Origin of the sequence: Amycolatopsis sp. NPDC051102 (assembly GCF_040682815.1) — a bacterium.
In the GTDB taxonomy this organism is placed as follows: Bacteria; Actinomycetota; Actinomycetes; order Mycobacteriales; family Pseudonocardiaceae; genus Amycolatopsis.
Genome location: NZ_JBFBBT010000001.1, coordinates 771,180 through 788,360, shown reverse-complemented (window position 1 = coordinate 788,360; position 17,181 = coordinate 771,180). Strand labels below are relative to the sequence as shown.

General features: G+C 73.3%; 17 protein-coding genes. 6 read left to right on the top strand and 11 right to left on the bottom strand.

The window, feature by feature from the left end:
• The first annotated feature begins 3 nt into the window (after positions 1-3).
• The 5 genes from AB0M93_RS03355 to AB0M93_RS03335 are packed head-to-tail and all read left to right on the top strand — an operon-like array spanning position 4 to position 4,077.
• Complete coding sequence (locus tag AB0M93_RS03355; protein WP_364267885.1) at positions 4-846, top strand: 3-hydroxyacyl-CoA dehydrogenase NAD-binding domain-containing protein; 843 nt, start codon at positions 4-6, stop codon at positions 844-846.
• 29 nt (positions 847-875) lie between these two features.
• Positions 876-1,127 carry an acyl carrier protein gene (locus AB0M93_RS03350; protein WP_043787964.1) on the top strand — a complete coding sequence of 84 codons (252 nt, stop codon included), beginning with the start codon at positions 876-878 and terminating at the stop codon, positions 1,125-1,127.
• Positions 1,128-1,130: 3 nt separating this feature from the next.
• Positions 1,131-2,270 (top strand): acyl-CoA dehydrogenase family protein, encoded by a 1,140-nt coding sequence (locus AB0M93_RS03345; RefSeq protein WP_364267883.1) that lies wholly within the window; start codon positions 1,131-1,133, stop codon positions 2,268-2,270.
• Positions 2,267-3,334, top strand: coding sequence for an HAD-IIIC family phosphatase (locus AB0M93_RS03340; RefSeq protein WP_364267881.1), 1,068 nt, complete (start codon positions 2,267-2,269; stop codon positions 3,332-3,334). Before AB0M93_RS03345 ends, AB0M93_RS03340 begins: the two co-directional genes overlap by 4 nt.
• Positions 3,331-4,077 (top strand): alpha/beta fold hydrolase, encoded by a 747-nt coding sequence (locus tag AB0M93_RS03335; protein ID WP_364267879.1) that lies wholly within the window; start codon positions 3,331-3,333, stop codon positions 4,075-4,077. The genes AB0M93_RS03340 and AB0M93_RS03335 overlap by 4 nt, the downstream gene beginning before the upstream one ends.
• A gap of 261 nt (positions 4,078-4,338) precedes the next feature.
• Here the strand turns inward: AB0M93_RS03335 and AB0M93_RS03330 are convergent, their stop codons facing one another.
• The 5 genes from AB0M93_RS03330 to AB0M93_RS03310 all read right to left on the bottom strand — a co-directional run bounded on the left by AB0M93_RS03330 (position 4,339) and on the right by AB0M93_RS03310 (position 10,835).
• Complete coding sequence (locus AB0M93_RS03330) at positions 4,339-7,335, bottom strand: beta-ketoacyl synthase N-terminal-like domain-containing protein (protein ID WP_364267877.1); 2,997 nt, start codon at positions 7,333-7,335, stop codon at positions 4,339-4,341.
• A 20-nt stretch (positions 7,336-7,355) separates the two neighbouring features.
• Positions 7,356-8,117: an ABC transporter permease gene (locus tag AB0M93_RS03325; RefSeq protein WP_285991033.1), complete on the bottom strand. Its 762-nt coding sequence runs from the start codon at positions 8,115-8,117 to the stop codon at positions 7,356-7,358.
• Positions 8,101-8,940 carry an ABC transporter ATP-binding protein gene (locus tag AB0M93_RS03320; RefSeq protein ID WP_364267875.1) on the bottom strand — a complete coding sequence of 280 codons (840 nt, stop codon included), beginning with the start codon at positions 8,938-8,940 and terminating at the stop codon, positions 8,101-8,103. The genes AB0M93_RS03325 and AB0M93_RS03320 overlap by 17 nt, the downstream gene beginning before the upstream one ends.
• Before the next feature lie 88 nt (positions 8,941-9,028).
• The gene (locus tag AB0M93_RS03315) at positions 9,029-10,576 is read right to left on the bottom strand and encodes an acyl-CoA ligase (AMP-forming), exosortase A system-associated (protein ID WP_364267873.1); all 1,548 of its coding nucleotides are present in this window, start codon (positions 10,574-10,576) and stop codon (positions 9,029-9,031) included.
• A complete protein-coding gene (locus tag AB0M93_RS03310; RefSeq protein ID WP_364267871.1) occupies positions 10,569-10,835 on the bottom strand; it encodes a phosphopantetheine-binding protein in 267 nt (88 codons plus the stop codon). Before AB0M93_RS03310 ends, AB0M93_RS03315 begins: the two co-directional genes overlap by 8 nt.
• Positions 10,836-11,075: 240 nt before the next feature.
• Here AB0M93_RS03310 and AB0M93_RS03305 point away from each other — a divergent pair, with 240 nt between their 5' ends.
• Positions 11,076-12,062 (top strand): helix-turn-helix transcriptional regulator, encoded by a 987-nt coding sequence (locus tag AB0M93_RS03305; RefSeq protein ID WP_364267869.1) that lies wholly within the window; start codon positions 11,076-11,078, stop codon positions 12,060-12,062.
• Between the two features lie 57 nt (positions 12,063-12,119).
• Here AB0M93_RS03305 and acpS read toward each other — a convergent pair whose 3' ends face one another.
• From acpS to AB0M93_RS03275, 6 genes are all read right to left on the bottom strand, one after another.
• The gene (acpS, locus tag AB0M93_RS03300; protein WP_364267867.1) at positions 12,120-12,779 is read right to left on the bottom strand and encodes a holo-ACP synthase; all 660 of its coding nucleotides are present in this window, start codon (positions 12,777-12,779) and stop codon (positions 12,120-12,122) included.
• A complete protein-coding gene (locus AB0M93_RS03295; RefSeq protein WP_364267865.1) occupies positions 12,776-13,528 on the bottom strand; it encodes a hypothetical protein in 753 nt (250 codons plus the stop codon). Before AB0M93_RS03295 ends, acpS begins: the two co-directional genes overlap by 4 nt.
• Positions 13,521-14,660, bottom strand: coding sequence for an acyl-CoA dehydrogenase (locus tag AB0M93_RS03290; RefSeq protein WP_364267863.1), 1,140 nt, complete (start codon positions 14,658-14,660; stop codon positions 13,521-13,523). The genes AB0M93_RS03295 and AB0M93_RS03290 overlap by 8 nt, the downstream gene beginning before the upstream one ends.
• Positions 14,657-15,265: an acyl-CoA dehydrogenase family protein gene (locus AB0M93_RS03285; protein ID WP_364267861.1), complete on the bottom strand. Its 609-nt coding sequence runs from the start codon at positions 15,263-15,265 to the stop codon at positions 14,657-14,659. The genes AB0M93_RS03290 and AB0M93_RS03285 overlap by 4 nt, the downstream gene beginning before the upstream one ends.
• Positions 15,262-16,209 carry a 3-oxoacyl-[acyl-carrier-protein] synthase III C-terminal domain-containing protein gene (locus AB0M93_RS03280; protein WP_364267859.1) on the bottom strand — a complete coding sequence of 316 codons (948 nt, stop codon included), beginning with the start codon at positions 16,207-16,209 and terminating at the stop codon, positions 15,262-15,264. Before AB0M93_RS03280 ends, AB0M93_RS03285 begins: the two co-directional genes overlap by 4 nt.
• A gap of 106 nt (positions 16,210-16,315) precedes the next feature.
• Positions 16,316-17,179 (bottom strand): hypothetical protein, encoded by an 864-nt coding sequence (locus AB0M93_RS03275; RefSeq protein WP_364267857.1) that lies wholly within the window; start codon positions 17,177-17,179, stop codon positions 16,316-16,318.
• Positions 17,180-17,181: the final 2 nt, after the last annotated feature.

The following is a 17,181-nucleotide window of genomic DNA, read 5'->3' as shown; positions in this document are numbered from 1 at the left end:
AACATGGCAGTCACGGGAGTGGTGGGCGCCGGCGTCATGGGCATCGGCGTCGCCCAGGACTTCGCCGCCGCCGGCCACGAGGTCGTGCTGGTCGACAAGGACGAGCGCATCCTCGACGAGGCCCGCGCCGCGATCACGCGCAACTGCCGGCTCAGCCGGCTGATGGGCGGCCCCGCGCTCGACGCGGACGAGATCCTCGCCCGGATCACCACCGCGGTCGGCCTGGCCGCGCTGGACAAGACCGAGATCCTCGTCGAGAACGTCACCGAGGACTGGGACATCAAAGCCGCCGTGCACGCCGAGCTCGACGAGGTCTGCGGCCCGGACACGGTGATCATCGCCAACACCTCGGCCGTCCCGATCACGCGCATCGCGTCGGTCGGCAAGAACCCGGGCCGCGTCATCGGCGTGCACTTCATGAACCCGGTGCCGCAGAAGCCCGTCGTCGAGCTGATCCCGGGCTTCCACACCACGCCGGAGACGATCCTGCGCACCCGCGAGCTGCTCACCAGCATCGGCAAGCGCTGGGTCGATGTGAAGGACGCGTCGGGCTTCGTGTCCAACCGCGTGCTGATGCTGACCGTCAACGAGGCCGCCTACCTGGTGCACGAGGGCGTCGCCACGGCCGAGTCGGTCGACGAGGTGTTCCGCGGCTGCTTCGGCCACCCGATGGGCCCGCTGGAGACGGCCGACCTGATCGGCGTCGACACGATCCTCTACAGCGTCGAGGTGCTCTACGAGCACTACGCCGACTCGAAGTACCGCCCCTGCCCGCTGCTCAAGCAGATGACCGACGCCGGCCTGCACGGCCGCAAGAGCGGCCGCGGCTTCTACACCTACAGCTGACCCCCGAACACACCGAAGGAGAACCTGCCATGTCCGAGACCACCGGCGACATCCTCGCCTTCATCACCGGCCGCTTCCCGCAGGCCGCGATCACCGAGACCGAGGACATCTTCTCGCTCGGCTACATCAACTCCCTGTTCGCCATGGAGCTGGTGATGCACCTGGAGAAGACGTTCGGCGTCACCATCCCCAACGACGAGCTGCGGATCGACAACTTCCGCACCGCGGCGGCGATGACCGAGCTGGTCGGGCGCCTGCGCCCGGCCGCGACGGTGGGCTGAGCCGTGCCGGAGGTACTCACCGCGGTCCGCGCGCCCGGCCGCGAGGCCGCGCGGGCCTTCGTGGACGAGCACGTCGTGCCCTTCGCCGACGCGTGGGACAAGGCCGGGCGCATTCCCGAGGACCTGCTGGACAAGATCGCCGAGGCCGGGTTGTGGGCGCCGTTCCTGCCGCCCGCGCTCGGCGGCGCCGGCACCGACATGGTCACCCTCGGCGAGATCCACGAGGAGGTCGGCCGCGGCTGCTCGTCGGTCCGCAGCCTGCTGACCGTGCACACCATGCTCTCCTGGGCGTTGCTGCGCTTCGGCACCGAGGCGCAGCAGCACCGGTGGGGGCCGGAACTGGCGAGCGGACGCGTCCTGGGCGCGTTCTGCCTGTCTGAGCCGGGCGCGGGCAGCGACACGGCCGCGATCACCACCACCGCCACCCCGGACGGCGACGGCTGGCGGCTCGACGGCCTCAAGAAGTGGACCACCAACGGGCAGCGCGCCGACCTGTTCCTCGTCTTCGCGAAAGGCCCGGCCAGCACGATCGCGCTGCTCGTGCCGCGCGACGCGCCGGGTGTCACGGTCACCCCGATCGACGACATCCTCGGCACGCGCTCGTCGATGCTGGCGTCCATCGGCTTCGACGGCGTCCGGCTGGGCGCCGACGCGCTGCTCGGGCCGAGCGGGTTCGCGTCCGGCATGGTCCTCACCGGCACGCTCGACCTCGGCCGCTACAGCGTGGCGGCCGGGTCGGTCGGCATCATCCAGGCGTGCGCGGACGCGTGCGCCGACTACACGAGCCGTCGCACGGTCGGCGGCCAGCCGCTCAAGGACCTGCCGCTGATCCAGGCGAAGCTGTCGGACATGGTCACCGACGTCCGCGCGGCCCGGCTGCTGCTGGCCGAGGCCGGCCGGCTCAAGGACCGCGGCGACTCGGCCACGATCATGGCCACCTGGGTGGCGAAGTACTTCGCCTCGGTCGCGGCCGCGAAGCACGCGTCGGAGGCCGTGCAGGTGCACGGCGCCAACGGCTGCAGCGGGGACTACCCCGTCGCCCGGTTCTACCGGGACTCGAAGGTCATGGAGATCATCGAGGGCAGCACCGAGATCCAGCGGATGACCATCGCCGCCGAGGCCTACCGGAAGCAGGTACCGTGACCAGTCTCGTTTCCCCGGCACCCGTGGCGAAGCCGGTGCAGGGCAAGATCAAGTGCGTGGTGTGGGACCTCGACAACACCGTCTGGGACGGGGTTTTGCTCGAGGACGGCGACGTCCGGCTGCGGCCGTGGGTGGTCGAGCACGTCAAGCGGCTCGACGCGATGGGCGTGCTGCACTCGGTCGCCAGCAAGAACGACCACGAAGCCGCGATGGCGAAGCTGCGCGAGTTCGGCCTCGACGAGTACTTCCTGTTCCCGCGCATCTCGTGGAACGCGAAGTCGGTGTCGATCGGGCAGATCGCGCAGAAGCTCAACCTGGGGCTGGACGCGTTCGCGTTCGTCGATGACCAGGAGTTCGAGCGGGCCGAGGTGGCGTTCGCGCTGCCGCAGGTGACCACTGTGGACATCCTGGAGGCCGACGAGGTGCTGCGGCGTCCGGAATTCGCGCCCCGGTTCGTCACCGACGAGTCGGCGCAGCGGCGCGGGATGTACTTCAGCCAGCTGGCGCGCGACGACGTCGAGGCGGACTTCGCCGGCACCGGCGAGGACTTCCTGGCGAGCCTGGACCTGCGGTTCACCATCGCGCCGGCCCGTCGGGAGGACCTGCAGCGGGCGGAGGAGCTGACGGTTCGGACCAACCAGCTCAACTCGACCGGGCGGACGTATTCCTACGACGAGCTGGACGCGCTGCGTTCCTCGGACGACCACGTGCTGCTCGTCGCGTCGCTGACCGACAAGTTCGGCTCGTACGGCAAGATCGGCCTGGCGCTGCTGGAGAAGGGGTCGCCGGACTGGCGGCTCAACATGATGCTGATGTCGTGCCGGGTGATGTCCCGCGGAGTCGGCACGGTGCTCCTGGGGCACGTCATGGGCCTGGCCCGGGCGGCGGGCGCGGGGCTGCGCGCGGACTTCGTCGAGACCGGCCGGAACCGGATGATGCAGATCACGTACGCGTTCAGCGGGTTCCGCGAGGTGTCCCGGGAGGGCGCGAAAGTGGTGCTCGCGGCGGACCTGTCGGAGATCCAGGAGCCGCCGGCGTACGTGACGCTCGAGGTGGAGTCGTGACGACGGCGGTCGCGAGCCGCTGGCTGCCGTTCCCCGTGACCGCGGGGAACGTGCGGCTGTACTGCCTGCCGCACGCGGGCGGCTCGGCGTCGGCCTTCCGCTCGTGGATCGGGCGGCTGCCCGGGGTGACGGTGTGCCCGGTCCAGCCGCCCGGCCGCGAGACGCGCCAGCGGGACACCCCGCACACGTCGATGTCTTCGTACGTCGCCGACCTGGCGGACTTCGTGCTGTCGGACGACTCACCTTATGCGGTCTACGGGCACAGCCTGGGTGCGCTGGTCGGCTTCGAGCTGGTGCGGGAGATCGCCCGCCGCGGCGCTCCCCTGCCGGCGCACCTGGTGGTGTCGGGCTGCCCGGCCCCGCAGTGGCTGACGCCGGACGACCCGATCGTGGCCGGCATGGGCGACGCGGAGATCGTGGCGCTGCTGCGCACCCTCGGCGGAACCCCGGAGGTCTTCCTCAACGACCCCCGCGTCCTGCGGCTCATCCTGCCGCCGATCCGGGCGGACCTGACGGTGAAGAACACCTACGCCTACGTCCCCGGGCCGCCGCTGGAGCTCCCGGTGACGGCCCTGGCGAGCACGTCGGACGTCCGCGCGAGCGTGGAGTCGGTGCTGGCGTGGCGGGAGCAGACGGTCCGCCCCTTCCGCGGCCACGTCCTGGACGGCGGCCACTTCGCGGTCTTGGAGCGGGAGGACGTGACACTGGCCCACCTGGCCACCGCCCTCCGCCCCTGGTCCTGACCCGCAAGGGGCATCACGCGTGATTGGAGAGGCATCGCGTGTGTCGCCCCTCCAATCACGCGAGATGGCCGCTCAACCACGCGAGATGGCCGCTCAATCACGCGAGATGCCTGCCTGATCACGTGTGAGACCCCGCGGAGCGGGGTATCTCGCCCCCGGAACGTGGTGGGTCCGCCGCCAATACCCCTGGCGGCGGGCCCATCACCCACGTAAAGGGCCCCTTCCCGAAGCTTCGGGAAGGGGCCCTTTCGGTGTGTCCGGTCAGGGACGGAGCTCGGCGATCCGGGCGGCGAGCAACCGGACCGTGGGGAGCTCCACGACCGCCGTCGCGGGGAGGTTCCAGTGGGCCGCGATGCGGACCGCGCCCGCGGACCGGCCGCCCAGCTCGAAGAAGTTGTCGTCCGCGCCGATCTCGTCGTAGCCCAGCGCCGTCGCCCAGCGGGCCGCCACTTCCTGCTCCAGGCCCGGCTCCGGCTCCACGAACGGCGTTCCCAGCGCCGGGCGCGGCCGGGCCGACGCCGGCAGCTGAACGGGGCCGGCGGCCGAGACGGGACGGACCGGCGGCACGCCGGAGAGCACCACTTCGGTCAGGTGGTCGGCCGCGGCCACCGCGGCGAGGGTTTCCCGGGCCGGGTCCGCGGTGGACACGACCGTGGTCCACCGTCCCCGGCCGGCGAGACGGGCCGCACGCGCCTGGGCGGCGAGCGCACGGCCGGCGGGATCCGGCCGGACCAGCAGGATCCCCCGCCGTCCGTCCAGGTCCGGCACGTCGCGGTGGACCTCGGCTTCGGCGTGCCCGGTCAGCTCGCACGGCTCGTGGTGCAGCCGCCACGACTGGTCGCCGCGCACCGCCAGCGGCGACTCCTCGTGCAGGATCGCCGCCAGCACCTGGTTCACAGCAGCGCCCACGCCCACGTCGACGTGCCGCGCGGTCAAGGCCGTCAGCGCCGCATGGTCCGGGGTGGTCAAGTCGGGTCCCAGGACGCCGACCGCGCCGGACGTCAGCGTGACCATGCCCGGCCACAGCTCGGCCGCCGCTTCGACGTCCCCGGGTGCGCCGCCCAGGGCGAACCCGTGGACGACCGTACGCGGGACGACCACCAGCGAGCGCAGCAGCTCGGGCAGATCACCCGGGCCGACCTCGAAGTCACCGGTGTCCAGCGCAGCGAACCGAGCACCGGGCCGCACGGTGGTCACTTCCGACCCGGCCAGGGTGATGCGTTCGGCCAGCGCCTCGCCGGCGGAGTCGCCGGCGAACACCAGCCACGGCCCCGCCGCCCGCACCCGGCCCTCCAGGCCGGTCTCGGACTGCGGCTCGAGCCGCCACGACGGCGCGAGCGCCGCCGGGCGCGGCACGTCGGCCGCATCGACCCAGAACCGCTTGCGCTGGAACGGGTACGGCGGCAGCTCGACCCGCCGGGCCGCGCCGCGGTGCAGGGCCGGCCAGTCCGGCGTGCAGCCCGCGATCCACAGCCGGGCCAGCGTCTCGAGGACCCACTCCTCGCCCGACCCGCCCTCGACGACGAGAATGTCGCCGGCGCTCTCGTCCAGCCGGATGCCCAGCCGGGTCAGCCCGGCGGTCAACGCCGACAGCGCACCCGCGCAGGTGGGAGCGGGTGCGGGGACGTCGTCCCCGGCAAGCAGCCGGTGAGCGGCCGAGGCCGTCGACGCCCACTCCGAGCCCCCGCCGGCAACCAGGCGGAAGCGAGGATCCCGGCGACGGGTTTCGCCGTCGATCCACCGGCCGGGATCGGCCAACGCGGCCAGCGCATCCGAATGGTCCCGGACCACCACAGCCCGGCGAAGCGCGAAGTGACCGCGCGAGACCTGCAAGGTGAAGGCGACATCGCCGAGGTCCACGTCCGGGTGCGCAGCCAGGTGAACCCGCAGCCGCGAGGTCACCTCGTCGAGCGCGACAGCGTCACCGGCGGAAAACGTCAGCAGGTGAGGACCACTCGAACGCCGAGGCGCCCGAGAAGGAGGCTGTTCGAGTACGACGTGCGCGTTCGTCCCGCCGACCCCGAACGAGCTGACACCCGCCCGGCGCGGCGTACCGTCCGCGGGCCAGGGGACGTCGGCGGGCAGCACGGTGAACCGCTCGTCCATGGCGGGATTGGGCGTGCGGAACCCGGCGGTGCCCGGCAGGACGCCGTCACGCAGGTTCAACGCCGCCCGGATGAGTGACGTGACGCCGGACGCCCGGTCGAGGTGCCCGATGCTCGGCTTGACCGAGCTCAGCACGCACGGCGCGGCACGCCCCGGCCCGAAGACGCGGTTCAGCGCGGCCAGCTCGATCGAGTCGCCCAGCGGCGTCCCGACGGCGTGGCACTCGACGTACCCGACCGTCTCCGGCTTCACCCCGGCCACGGCGAGCGCGGTGTCGACCACCGCGGCCTGCCCGGCGACGCCGGGAGCGGGGTACCCGGCCCGGTCGCGGCCGTCGTTGTTGACCGCGGAGCCGAGGATCACCGCGTGCACGACGTCGCCGTCGGTGAGGGCGTCCTCCAGGCGTTTCAGCGCGACGACGGCGGCACCGGACCCCATCACGGTGCCGTTCGCGGCCGCGTCGAGGGCCCGCACCCGGCCGTCGGGCGACAGGATGCTGCCCTCTTCCGAGAAGTGGCCGCCGGTCTGCGGCAGCGGCAGCGCCGCGCCCCCGGCCAGGGCCAGGTCGCACTCGTAGGTGAGCAGGCTCTGGCACGCCAGGTGCACCGCGACCAGCGACGTCGAGCAGTACGTCTGCACGGTGATCGCCGGGCCCCGCAGGCCCAGCTTGTACGACACGAGCGACGTCAGCGAGTCGCGCTCGACGCCCGCGGAAAGCAGGGGCTTGCCACCCGGTTCCCCGGCGAGACCGGGAAGGTTGCGGGTCAGGTAGTCGGGGAACGCGCAGCCGGCGAACAGCCCGACGGGCACGCCCGGATCCGCCGGCCGGTAACCGGCCCGTTCCAGCGCTTCCCACGAGCACTCCAGCAGGAGCCGGTGGTGCGGTTCCAGGGTTTCCGCCTCGCGCGCGGAAAGCCCGAAGGCGGCGGCGTCGAACGTCTCGACGCCGCCGGCGACGGGCCCGCCGACGCGGACGTGGCCCGGGGTGGCCGGGTCCACGCCCGCGGCGGCAAGCTCCGCATCGGTCAGTTCGCGCAGGCCGGGGCGCCCGGCCGCGAGGTTGCGGCGCAGCTGCTCGACGTCGGCGGCGCCGGGGAACCGGCCCGCCATCCCGACGAGCGCCACGGCCGATTCGTGTACCGGTTCCGTCATGGCCGGTCCTTTCGCGAGTGTCAGAGCAGGTGGCTGCGGCCCCAGCCGTGGGCCAGCCGGTAGGTGGCGAACGCGCCGGTGGCGAGCCCGATGCCGAGCACGATCAACGCCGGGCGCAGCATCGCCTCGGCGTTGCCCGCCATGGCCGAGCGGATCAGCGACAGCCCCCAGTAGCCCGGGGAGAACGGCGCGATCGCCTGCGCCCACGACGGCATCAGCGACACCGGCAGCAGCGAGCCGCCGAGTGAGCTGATGGTGATCGCGCCGAGGTCGACGGCGACGATCAGGTCACCGCGGCTGCGGACCACAGTGGACAGTGCGGCGCCCATGGCCAGCAGCATGAAGCCCCACAGGCACATCGCGCCGAACACCAGGCCGGGCGACACCGGGAACGGCATCCCGACGACGAGCCAGCCGTAGATGATCAGCACGCCCTGCTGGATCAGGAGCACGACGAACACCGGGACGGCCTTGCCGATCAGCAGTTCCGCGCGGGCGGCCCGGCTGGCGCGCAGCCGGTCCCAGGTGCGCCACTCGCGTTCGACGAAGATCGCGTTGCCGACGATCGCCATGGCGAACACCGAGAACATCACCAGCTGGCCGGTGACGGCCTCGACCGCGCCGGTGCCCAGCGCCTTCACGTACAGCGGCTGGAACAGCACCATGAAGATCATCGGCGTGATCAGGTAGCTGATCAGCTGCGACGGGTCGCGCAGGCGCAGGGTCGCGTTGTAGCGGACGAGGGCACCCGCCCGGTAGAGGGAGTCAGTGCGCGTCGACATCGTTCACCGCCAGGGAGTGGTAGAGGTCGTCCAGGCTGGGGTTGCGCAGCTCGACGGACTCGACCGGCCGCGTCACCGTGGGCAGCAGCTCCAGCAGCGTGCCGGTCGGGTCGGTGGTCGAGACGGTCAGCTGGTCGTCGGCGGTGCGGACGCGGACCTCACCGGGCAGGCCCGAGAGCAGCTCGTCCGCGCTGCCGCGCGCGATCACGCGACCCTCGGCGGCCACCGCGATCGTGGCCTGCAGGTCGGTCAGTTCGGTCAGGTAGTGGGTGGTGTAGACCACTGCGGCTCCCTCGCCTGCTCGTTGCTTGACCACGTCGAGCAGCGCCTGACGGGTCTCGGGGTCGGCACCGGCGGTCGGCTCGTCGAGCAGCAGCAGCGCCGGCCGGTGCACCAGCGCCGTGGCGGCCTGCGCCCGCCGCTGCTGGCCGCCCGAAAGCAGGCCGCAGGTGCGGTTCAGGAAGCTCTCCAGCCGCAGCGCGGCCGTGAGGTCGTCGATGGCCGAGCGCAGCGCGGCCCGGCGCAGGCCGGCCAGGCGGCCGTACAGCTCCAGGTGCTCGCGCACGGTCAGCGGGCGGTAGAGGGCGATGTGCTGCGGGGAGATACCGATGCGGTCACGGGCGCGCGTCGGCGACTCGCCGTCGACGAGCACGGTTCCGCTGTCCGGGCGCAGCAGCCCGGACACCATCTCGACGAACGTGGTCTTGCCGGCGCCGTTGTGGCCGACCAGGCCGACGATCTCCCCGGCGGCGACCTCGAGGCTGAAGCCGTCGAGGGCCTGGACTTCGTCGTAGCGTTTCCGGAGGTCGATTGCTTGCAACATAGGGATCGCTCCTTGCGATTCGCGACAAACGGACTGTCGCACGGGGACGACGGGAGCGGCGGGCTCCCGCGGTGGCAGGAAACTGCCGTCATTCGGTGCCGGCGGGCACGGCGGTCAACGTCTCGCCGATCACCGACTGACGCAGCGCGACGCGGTCGAACTTGCCGTTGACCGACCGGGGCAGCTTCGGCAGCGGCTCGATCCGCCGCGGCAGCATGTACGCGGGCAGTTCCTTCGCCAGCGCCCGGGACACCGCGTCGGCGTCGGCCTCCGGCGCGACCGCCAGCACGATCCGGTGCCCCAGCACGGGATCCGGCACGCCGAACGCGGCCGCCTCCCCCACCAGGCCCGTCGCGTAGGCGGCCTCCTCGACCTCGGCGGGGCTGACGCGGTAACCGGACGTCTTGATCATCTCGTCGGTCCGGCCGACGAAATAGAGGAACCCGTCCTCGTCGCGGTAGACGGTGTCGCCCGACCACACGGCGATCTCCGGCCGCACCAGCCCGTCCTGCCCCGGCACCGGGCGGAAGCGCTCCGCCGTGCGCCCGGGGTCGTTCCAGTAGCCGAGCGCCACGAGCGCGCCGCGGTGCACCAGCTCGCCGTGCTCGCCGGGCAGGCACGGCGAGCCGTCGGGGCGCAGCACGAGGACCTCGGCGTTGGGGATGGCCTTGCCGATCGAGCCGGGACGGCGGTCCGCCTCGGCCGGATCGAGGTAGGTGGAGCGGAACGCCTCGGTGAGCCCGTACATCAGGAACGGCTGCGCCGCCGGGAAAAGCTCGCGCAGCCGCGTCAGCGTGGCACGGGGCATCCGGCCGCCGGTGTTGGCGAAGTACCGCAGCCGCGCGGTCGCCTCGGCGGGCCACTCCTGCGTCACCAGCTGCAGCCACAACGGCGGCACGCAGGTGAGCGCGGTGACGCCGTGGCGCGCGCAGAGCCGCACGATTTCCTTGGGCAGCAGGTAGTTCACCAGCACGACGTGCGCGCCGGCGGCGAACGCGGTGGTGAGCTGGCTGAACCCGGCGTCGAAACTCAGCGGCAGGGCGGCGAGCACGACGTCGTCACGCGTGTGGCCGAGGTATTCCGCGACGCTCGCGGCGCCGGCCAGGAGGTTGCGGTGCGACAGCACGACGCCCTTGGGGCCGCCGGTGCTGCCGGAGGTGTACATGATCGCGGCCGGGTCCTGGTCGATCACGGCGCTGGGCACCGCTTCCGGCGCGGCCGTGGTCAGCACGTCCCACTCGGGCGAACCGAACACCACGACCGGGATCGCTTCGGGCACTGCCTCGCGGACCGTCGCCGAGCGCTCGGTGGTCGTGAGCACCACCTTCGGGGTGCAGTCGGTGGCGACGTGGGCGATGTGCCGGGCCTTGAACAGCGGGTTCAGCGGCACCAGCACCGCGCCGGCGGCGGACGCCGCGAACAGCGCGACGACGGTCTCGAGCCGTTTCTCCGCGTACACCGCCACCCGGTCGCCGCGGCGGACGCCGAGCCGGTGCAGGCCGTGGGCGACGCGTGCGACCTGGTCGGCGAGCTCGGCGTAGGTCAGTGTCCGGTCCTTGTAGGTCAGCGCCGGATCGCCGGCCGAGCCGCGGGCGAGGAGCTCGTCGAGCCGCACCGGGGCGGCCGCCTCAGACATCGGCGGGCTCCGGCACGACGAACTCCGCGACGGCGGCCCACAGGCTGCCCGCGGTGGCGAAGGTGTCCTCGGTGAGCAGTTCGTCGGGCAGTTCGAAGCCGAAGGTCTCCTCGAGGTCGGTGACGAGCTGCACGACGCCCATCGAGTCGAGCCCGAGCGCGGCGAGGTCGTCGTCCTCGGCGATCCGGTCCCCGAGCGCGTAGGGCAGGTGCGCGATCAGGATCTCGAGGAATCCCGGCGGGATGGGGAATTCAGGCATTTCGTCACCCAGTTTCGCTTCGGCGGTCAACCGTTGTCCTCCCGAGGACACCACCGGCCGGACTCACCGGGCTCTCACGCCGCTCTCATCCCGCCACTGCCGGGTGAGAGCGGCGTGAGAGCGCCCCGAGAAGACCGGCTGCGACGGTGGACGCAGTGACAACCGCGGCTTCGCCACGGGCCGGGGGCTCCGCCACCCGAACCCCCGAACCCCGCCGTGAGCCGGATCCTTGGAGGCACGATGTCGACGGCCACTCTCCCGCCCCCCGGGGCGTTTTCCGTGCCCGAGCCCGACCCCGAAGCCGAGCTGTACCGCTATGCGGCGCGCTGCGGCCGCATCTCGTCGGTGGACACGGCGGCGGCGCACCTCGGCCTGCCGGCCGACACGGTCCAGGCGGCCGCGGCCCGGCTGGTCGAGCTGCACCTGCTGCGCGCGGCCGCCGACGGCGGCCTGGTCCCCCGCGAGCCGTCGGCGGCGGCGGAGCTGGTCGTCACGCCGCTGGAGCGCGCGATGTACGAGCGCCGCGAAATGGCCGACCGGCTGCGCGAGCGCATCGACGGCATCACCCGGGCCCCGGCGGGCGCCGCGGGCGCACTCGACCGCGTGGAGGGCGTCGCGGAGATCCGCGGCCTGATCAAGCTGGCGGCCGAGGTCTGCCGCGACGAGCTGGTGGTCCTCCACCCGGGCGAGGCGGCCGACGAGCTGGTCGACGAGCTCCTGGACGCGTGCTATTCGGTCCTGGGCGACGGCGTCGGCGTCCGGGTGGTGTGCCCCCACCGCAGCCGCGCCGACTACGCGTCGCGCGCCCGGCTGACGCAGCTCGCGGGCCGCGGAGCCCGCATCCGCACGCTCAGCCGCGTGCCCCAGGCGGCGGTGGTCTTCGACCGGTCGCTGGCGGTGACGCTGGACGTCGCCGACCTGTCGGCCCGCCGGGTGCGCGACCAGGGCATGGTGCGGTTCCTGCTGGGCCTGTTCGACCAGCTGTGGGACGGCGCGACACCGTTCTCGGCCGAGGACCAGGGCTACAGCGGCGAAATCGCCCACGACCTGCAGCAGGCGATCGCCCGGCTGATGGCCCAGGGGCTGACGGACGAGGTCGTGGCCCGCCGGCTCGGGATGTCGGTGCGGACGTGCCGCCGGCACATCGCCGCGATGCTGCAGAACCTGGATGCGGTGTCGCGGTTCCAGGCCGGGGTTCAGGCGGCTTCGCGCTTCACGCTCGCCTGATCACCGCCACACGAAAAGGGGCCTTCCGCACGCGGAAGGCCCCTTCTCTCTGCCCGCCTACCAACCGGCGGCCTCGGCCACGACGCCGTAGGTGCGCTGCAGATCGGTCATCCGGTAGAGGCCGGCCTCCGGGATCCGGACGCCGTACCGGTGCTCGATCCGGGCGAGCAGCTCGATCACCACCACCGACGTGACCCCCAGATCGCCCGCGAACGATGCCGCGGCGGCCACTTCGGTCGTGGGAACCGAGAACAGGTCGGCGGCCAGGGCCGCCAGTTCGTCGAAGCGGGCCGGGACGACCGACACCGCCGGCGGGGCCGCGCGGCGGAACGGGCGCGGCGGCCGGGCACAGCCCGCCGCCGCGACCGCGACCACCAGGTCGGCCTGGTGGCTCAGCGTCACCACGATCTCCTCCAGGCCCGCTTCCTCCGCGATCTCCGCCGCGCCCCCGCCCAGGGTCACCAACGGCGCTCCCCAGTCGTCGTTGGTGACCTCGATGTCACGCCAGCGCAGGCCCTGGCCGAAGCCACGGCCCAGCATCTTGCAGGTGGCCTCCTTGACGGAAAACCGCCCGGCCAGCCGTTCCAGGGACCGTTCGGCACCCATCCGGGCCGCCTGCTCCAGCTCCACCGGGGTGAAGACCAGCGTCCGGTACCGGTGGTGCGCCGCGACCTCCGCGAACCGCGGGATCGACATCAGGTCCACGCCGATTCTCATCCACTCCGCCCCCCGAGCAGACTCGCCGTGGCGGCCGGCACCAGCCGCAACGCGGCCACGTCCAGAGCCAGCAGCGAAAGCCAGCCCTCGCGCAGCGGCCCGCGCGTGTGCAGCAGGACGTGGTCGCCGTCGGCGACCACGCCTTCGGCCAGCGCCGCGCAGAACGCCAGCCAGGCGTCGCACGGGCCGCGGCCGGCGAACCGGTGGTCGCCCGTCAGCGCCGGTTTTCCTTCCCCGCAGCCGGAAACGGCCAGCGGGGAAACCCCACCGCGGCGCAGCCGTACGCCCACCGCCGCGAACCGCGGGTGGCCCCAGGCCGCGTCGGCGAACAGCGGCTCGTCGCAGATGACCGCCGTCGCCTCGCTCTCGACCGCCCACTCCAGCAGCCCGAAGACGGCGGTGCCGCCGAGCTCGTCGAGGTGCGACAGGCCGACGTCCTCGCCCGCCCAGCCGCTGCGGTGCACCAGGCCGGCCAGCGCGGCCACGTTCGGGTCGCGCAGCGGGCCGGACCGCACGAAGAACAGCGGCTGCGGCACCGCGGGCGGCCCGAGGGCGGCGAGCACCTGCGCGGTGACGTCGACGTCGTCGTCCTCCGGGATCCGGACCATCAAGCGGGACAGCGGAATCCCGGCGGCGGCCAGCCGCTCCGGCGGCACCAGGTCGGCGGCGCCGGGCAGCGTCGACAGCGGCACGTACTCCTCGCGCCGCGCGGCGGCGAACGCGATCGTGTCGATTCCCAGGTCAGGCATCGGCGTCTCCCGCCTGGTACCCGCGCGCCACGTGGAGGCGGTGGATGTTGCTGGTGCCCTCCATGAACTCGAACGCGTGCACGTCGCGCGTCCACTTCTCCAGCAGCGGGTGCTCGATGAGGCCGGCCGGGCCGAGCGCGGCCGACGCCCAGTGCGCCGTGCCCACCGCCAGCCCGATCGCGCCGAGCTTCGCGGCGCTGGAGAGGTAGCCGCGCTCGGGGTCGCGGTCGATCCGCGCCGCCGCCTCGTACACCAGCTCCCGCCCGGCTTCGGCGCGCGCGAGGGCCAGCTGGCCGCCCGGCGCGTTCTTGCGGTGGTCCAGCACGTACTCGACCATCGCCAGCGCGGTGCCCACGGCGGACGCGGCGATCCGGACCCGCATGTGGTTGAACGTCGTGATGGCGGCGAAGATCCCCCGGCGCGTCACCGGCAGGTGGTCGCCCAGCATCCGGCCGGCGGGCACCTCGACGTCCGCAAAGGACAGCCGGCTGATGTAGGCGCCGCGCAGGCCGATCATGTCGAGCTTTTCGCCGTGCCAGCCCGGTGCGGGCACCTCGACCAGCGCCGCGCGGATCGACAGCGCGCCCCGGCCGGTGCGGCCGAACACCACGCCGACGCTGCCGCGGGCGGCGTTGCCGACGTAGCACTTGCCGCCGTTGAGCCGCCAGCCCTCGCCGTCGCGGTCGAAGCGGGTCTCCATCGCGGTGGCGTCGTTGCCGCGGCTCTCTTCGGTCATCGCGAAGAACGACCAGCGGCGGCCGCCGTGCATCCGGGTGAAGAACCACTCCTGCTGCTCGGGCGTGCCGAGCAGCTCCACGAACACCCCGGCCAGGCCGGGTGACGGGCAGGCCAGGATCGCGCCGACGTCGCCGCGGGCCAGTTCGATCAGCCCGGCCACGTTCTCCAGGCACGAGCCGCGTTCCATCGCCCGCAGCAACGGCGTCGACGGGAGCGACTCGCGGTACTGCGGCGGCGTGTCGGCCTGCCGGACCATCTCGAACACGGGCGAGTTGTAGTGCTCCTCCATCGCGTCCGGGTCGACGTCGATGGCCAGGGCCCGCGACCGCAGGTCCACGGCCGCCTCGCGGCTCAGGTCGCGCACCGCGCGGACCCGCTCGCTCAGCTCGATCATGCCGGTTCTCCTTCCGGTTCCCGGTCCACCCAGGTGCCGGCCACCAGGGCCGAGACGTAGAGCGACCGCGCGGGTGAGGTGGCCAGGAAGCCGGAAGCGCCGAGGTGCTGGGCCACCCGCCAGCCCAGTTCGTCGAGTTCGCGGTGGACGTCGGCGACGGCGACCGGGTGACGCTGCGAGCGCACCTGGGCGCGCAGCCGTTCCACCGCGGCCATCACGTCGCCGATCGCCCCGGCGATCAGCTGCTTGCGGATCAGCGGTTCGTCGCCGGAGGTGCGGTTCGACAGGTGCTCGACGACGTGGTCGAGCACCGAGCGCAGCACCCCGAGGCGCACGGCCGCCAGGTGCCGGCCGAAGTCGGCCAGCTCGTGGGCGTCACGCTCTTCGCGTGGCCGCCCGGGACAGGCGAGGAAGACGATGTCCTCGCGATCGGCCAGGCTGTGCGTGCGCACTTCGGCGCCTTCGGGCACGGCGCCGGCGGGCACGGCCGCGTACCGGCCGGGGGCCAGCCGGTCGGCCGGGGTGGCGGGCAGGGCCCGCGCGAGACCGGCGGCGAGGCCGCCGCTGCGCGCGGTCCGCTCGCATTCGAGCAGGCTGGTGGTCACTTCTCCTCCACGACCTCGACGATCACCGACTGGAAGTAGGCACCCTGGCCCACGGAGACCAGGGCGCAGCGCTGTCCGGGACGCAGCCGGCCGGCCGCGTCGGCGTGCTGCAGGGCGAGCAGCGAATCGACCCCGAAGTTGTGCCCGCGCTCGGCGACCAGCTCCAGGGGGATCCGGTCGAACGGGAACCCGGACAGCCCGCTGAAGGTGCGCCAGAACATCCGGTTCGACAGGTCCGGCAGCACCCAGTCCACATCGGACAGGGTGAGGCCGGCGTTCCGGGCCGCCGCCCCCACGACCGCCACCGCCTGCTCGCAGCAGACCTTGCCGAAGAGCGTGAACTCCTCCTTGGTCATCCGCAGGCTGCGGTGGAACCGGGTGTCGCGGGCGCTCGCGCCGCCGAGGTAGCGGTAGCGCGCGGGACCGCGGGAGACGACGAGCGCCGCGGCGGTGTCGCCCGCGACGGTCGTGCCCGGGATGTAGCGGCCGCGGTCGCTCGCGCTGCCCTGGTCGCCGCCGAGCACGAGCACCCGGTCGTCCGGCGCCGCGCCCGGCCGGGCCAGGTAGCGCCGGGCCAGCTCGACCGAGCGCAGCACCGACGTGCAGTTCACGTGCGACACCCCGAAGAACGGGACGCCCGGCAGGCCGAGCGCGTCGCGCAGCCGGTCCGGGAACTCCCCGCACAGGTCGAGCTCGGCGATGAGCAGGGTGTGGCCGTAGAGCACGAGGCTCGCCGGCCCGCCGCCGAGCGCGGCCCGCCCGGCCTCGGCCAGGTGGTCCGTCATCCGCTCGCCCGGCGCGAGCACCGGGCTGTCGCGCAGGCCGTAGATGCGGCCGAACATCCGCCGCTCCAGCGGCTTGGCGCCCGACCGCACGAGCACGTCGTCGACGGCCTCGACGCGGCCGGGCAGCCGCACGGCGACCCGGGACAGCCCCGTGTCCATCAGTGCTCCCTCCTCGGCCCACGCGTGTCGACCTCCTGATCACGCGTGTCGGCTCCCCGATCACGTGTGTCGGCCCTTCGCTCACGGGCGGAAGCCGGCGCGCCCATCAGTGCTCCCTCCCCGGCACGAGCAGGCAGCTGCAGAACGTGCCGCCCGCGGGTTCGAAGTCGGCCAGCAGCACCGGTTCGTCCAGCGGCCACAGGCGCGCGAGGCCCGCCCACACCCCCGTGCACCACAGGTCCGGGACCGCTTCGACACGGCCGGCGTACGGGGTGCCCGCGAGCCGCTTGGCGAGGCCCGCGCCGGCCAGCACCCGGACGCCCGGGTGCCGGTACAGCACGTCGGCCAGGGCCAGGGTGGCCGTGTGCGGCCCGGTTCCGCCGAGCCGCACCTCCTCCAGCTCCGTCACCGCCACGTCGCCGGTCGCGCCGGCCTGCAGCAGCACCGCCGCGTCGGGGCGGTGCGTGGCCGGGTGGCCGCTGTCCCACAGCACCGCGTTCTGGTCGTACACCAGCAGCGCCGCCGTGCCCGCCTCGCCGAGGCGGCACATGCCGTCCAGCAGGCGCAGCGCGGTGAACGCCGCGCCCGGCCCCGGCCCGGCGACCGAGCACGGCGCCGGGTTGCCGGGCAGGCGGCCGGCGAGGTAGCAGCCGGCGACTTCGGAGTGGTACAGGTCGGGCGAGTGGTAGGCGAGCACCACCGCGTCCAGCGGCGGCAGCGGGGTGCCCGCGTCCGCCAGCAGGGCCTCGGTCATCTCGATGAACCCGTTGCCGGTGCGGGCCAGGAAGTCCTCCCGGTCGGCCGCGGCGCCGAAGGTGTCGACCATGAGCCGGGCCAGCTCCGGGCGCATCCCGAACACCGGCTTGGCGCGTTCGGTGAACACCCGGTGCGTGACGCCGGTCAGGTGCACCCCGGCCGGGCGCGGAGGGCCTGCGGCCCGCCCGGGGGGCGCGAGGGTTTGGAGGGACATGG

Bases quoted from the DNA above. Each gene is read 5' to 3' on its own strand.
- AB0M93_RS03355 (WP_364267885.1), top strand. From the start codon at position 4: ATGGCAGTCACGGGAGTGGTGGGCGCCGGCGTCATGGGCATCGGCGTC.
- AB0M93_RS03350 (WP_043787964.1), top strand. From the start codon at position 876: ATGTCCGAGACCACCGGCGACATCCTCGCCTTCATCACCGGCCGCTTC.
- AB0M93_RS03330 (WP_364267877.1), bottom strand. From the start codon at position 7,335: ATGACGGAACCGGTACACGAATCGGCCGTGGCGCTCGTCGGGATGGCG.
- AB0M93_RS03325 (WP_285991033.1), bottom strand. From the start codon at position 8,117: ATGTCGACGCGCACTGACTCCCTCTACCGGGCGGGTGCCCTCGTCCGC.
- AB0M93_RS03320 (WP_364267875.1), bottom strand. From the start codon at position 8,940: ATGTTGCAAGCAATCGACCTCCGGAAACGCTACGACGAAGTCCAGGCC.
- AB0M93_RS03315 (WP_364267873.1), bottom strand. From the start codon at position 10,576: ATGTCTGAGGCGGCCGCCCCGGTGCGGCTCGACGAGCTCCTCGCCCGC.
- AB0M93_RS03310 (WP_364267871.1), bottom strand. From the start codon at position 10,835: ATGCCTGAATTCCCCATCCCGCCGGGATTCCTCGAGATCCTGATCGCG.
- AB0M93_RS03305 (WP_364267869.1), top strand. From the start codon at position 11,076: ATGTCGACGGCCACTCTCCCGCCCCCCGGGGCGTTTTCCGTGCCCGAG.
- acpS (WP_364267867.1), bottom strand. From the start codon at position 12,779: ATGAGAATCGGCGTGGACCTGATGTCGATCCCGCGGTTCGCGGAGGTC.
- AB0M93_RS03295 (WP_364267865.1), bottom strand. From the start codon at position 13,528: ATGCCTGACCTGGGAATCGACACGATCGCGTTCGCCGCCGCGCGGCGC.
- AB0M93_RS03290 (WP_364267863.1), bottom strand. From the start codon at position 14,660: ATGATCGAGCTGAGCGAGCGGGTCCGCGCGGTGCGCGACCTGAGCCGC.
- AB0M93_RS03280 (WP_364267859.1), bottom strand. From the start codon at position 16,209: ATGGACACGGGGCTGTCCCGGGTCGCCGTGCGGCTGCCCGGCCGCGTC.
- AB0M93_RS03275 (WP_364267857.1), bottom strand. From the start codon at position 17,179: ATGTCCCTCCAAACCCTCGCGCCCCCCGGGCGGGCCGCAGGCCCTCCG.